We start from the raw sequence: 2022 nt of genomic DNA, 5'->3' as shown, positions 1-2022 counted from the left end.
CTCTCCACCACCTGGCGCTTGAAGCGTTGCTGGGTATCGCCAAACAAGCGCCGGGCACGCAGGCGGTAACGCCGATCGCTCAGGCCGCGGTAGACCCACCCCTGTTCCTGCAAGGTCAGCAACATGCGCGACACCGTGGCCTTGGGCAGCTGCGTGAGGTAGTGCAGTTCTTCCAGCCCCAGGGCCTGGTGCTCGCCCAGCAACTCGACGATTGCCAGAGCGCGCTCAACCGAGCGTACGGTGCCTGTCTCCATATTCGATCTCCCTGTTGCTGGTGGATGATCTTTTTTCACAGCAAGATACAGGCCCGGTCAGCGCTCAACGGGTCGTTGCAAGGCACGCCGGTGGCCGGCGTTGTACCCATTGGGTCAGTTGTTCATGGGCATAGGCCAATTGCAGCACGGCCCTGTCGGCCTGGGCCGGGCCAATGATTTGCAGGCCCATGGGCAAGCCCTGAGGGTTGAAGCCCGCCGGGATGCTCATGCTCGGCAAACCGGCGAGGGTCGGGCCGATCACCACTTCCATCCAGCGGTGATAAGTGTCCATTTCACGCCCGCCCACGAGGCGCGGCCAAGGCTGTTGTGCATCGAAAGGGAACACCTGGGCGGTGGGCAACAGCAGGAAATCGTAACGTTCGAACAGCTTGCCCAAAGCGCGGTACCACTGACTGCGGTCCACCGACGCCTGGTAAACCTGCTGGGCACTCAAGCCCTGGCCGCCCTCCACTTCCCATTGCGCTTCGGGCTTGAGCAACGCGCGCTTTTGCGGGTTGGCGTAGGCCGCGCCGAGGTTGCCGTGCACCAGCCAATGGCGGTGTACCAACCAGCAGCGCCACAGGCGCGCCATGGAAAAGTCCGGTTGGCAGCTGTGCACTTCACAGCCCAACCTGGCGAAATCATCCAGCGCCGCTTCGCACAGGCTCATCACGCCATCATCCATCGGCAGATAACCGTTGTAGTCCCCCAGCCAACCGAGGCGTGCGCCGTTGAAGTCGCGTTGCAACGGCTGGCCCAGCACAGCGGGATCGTCCCTGGATGACAACGGCGCCCGGGGATCGTAACCGGACTGAATGCTCAGCAACCGCGCCACATCCGTTACGCTGCGCCCCATCGGGCCTTCGGTGCCCAATTGCTGCACGAACAGTTCCGGCATCGGCCCGTGAGGCACCCGCCCCTGGGAGGGGCGCAAGCCGAACACGTTGTTGAACGCCGCCGGGTTGCGCAGCGAGCCCATCATGTCGCTGCCGTCGGCCACCGGCAGCATGCGCAGCGCCAGGGCCACCGCCGCTCCGCCACTGCTGCCACCCGCCGCCAGGCGTGGGTCATAGGCATTGCCGGTGGTGCCAAACAGCGTGTTGTAGGTGTGGGAGCCCAGGCCGAACTCCGGCACGTTGGTCTTGCCGATGATGATCGCGCCACTGGCCCGCACCCGCGCCACGCTGATGGCGTCTTCGTTCGGTACATGCTCGGCGAACAGCGGTGAGCCCAGGGTGGTGCGCAAACCCTGGGTGGCCGCCAGGTCCTTGATGGCCTGGGGCATGCCATGCATCCAGCCACGGGAATGGCCCCGGTCCAACTCACGATCACAGGCTCTCGCCTCGGCCAGCACGGCCTCGCTTTCGCGCAACGACACCAGCGCATTCACGCCAGGGTTAAAGCGCTGGATCTGCGCCAGGTACGCCTGCATCACCTCTTCGCACGATACCTGCCGCCCATGGATGGCCCGCGACAGCTCAGTGGCATCCCAATCAACAATACTCAAGGCTTCACCTCTCTGGAAAACGGCAGCGGCTTGCTCGCCCGGGGTGCCTCGCGCATGCAGTAAGTGCCCAGCAGCGTCAGCACGCACGCAAACAATACATAAAACGACGGCGCCACCGGCGTGCCCAGCACCTTGCTCAGCCAGGTCACGATCAACGGCGCGAAACCACCGAACACCATCACCGCCACGTTATAGGCCACCGACACACCGGTGGAACGCACCTCAATGGGAAACTGCTCGGCCAATGCCGTCGGCGCTGGC

The 2022-nt window shown here is 64.3% G+C and carries 2 protein-coding genes and 1 pseudogene; all 3 read right to left on the bottom strand.

What is annotated here, in order from left to right; translation table 11 throughout:
• On the bottom strand, positions 1-254 hold a 254-nt coding region (locus BKD70_RS23085; RefSeq protein ID WP_139145813.1), incomplete at its 3' end, for a helix-turn-helix domain-containing protein.
• Positions 255-318: 64 nt separating this feature from the next.
• Positions 319-1761, bottom strand: coding sequence for an amidase (locus tag BKD70_RS23080; RefSeq protein WP_054899018.1), 1443 nt, complete (start codon positions 1759-1761; stop codon positions 319-321).
• Positions 1758-2022: pseudogene (locus tag BKD70_RS23075) on the bottom strand (MFS transporter); the annotation flags it as partial. The pseudogene BKD70_RS23075 and the gene BKD70_RS23080, both read right to left, overlap by 4 nt.

The sequence above is a fragment of the Pseudomonas sp. BS-2016 genome (assembly GCF_001806145.1).
GTDB classification, from domain to species: Bacteria; Pseudomonadota; Gammaproteobacteria; order Pseudomonadales; family Pseudomonadaceae; genus Aquipseudomonas; species Aquipseudomonas lundensis.
The sequence above is the reverse complement of the archived record's forward strand: the minus strand, read 5'-3'. Positions and strand labels throughout refer to the sequence as shown.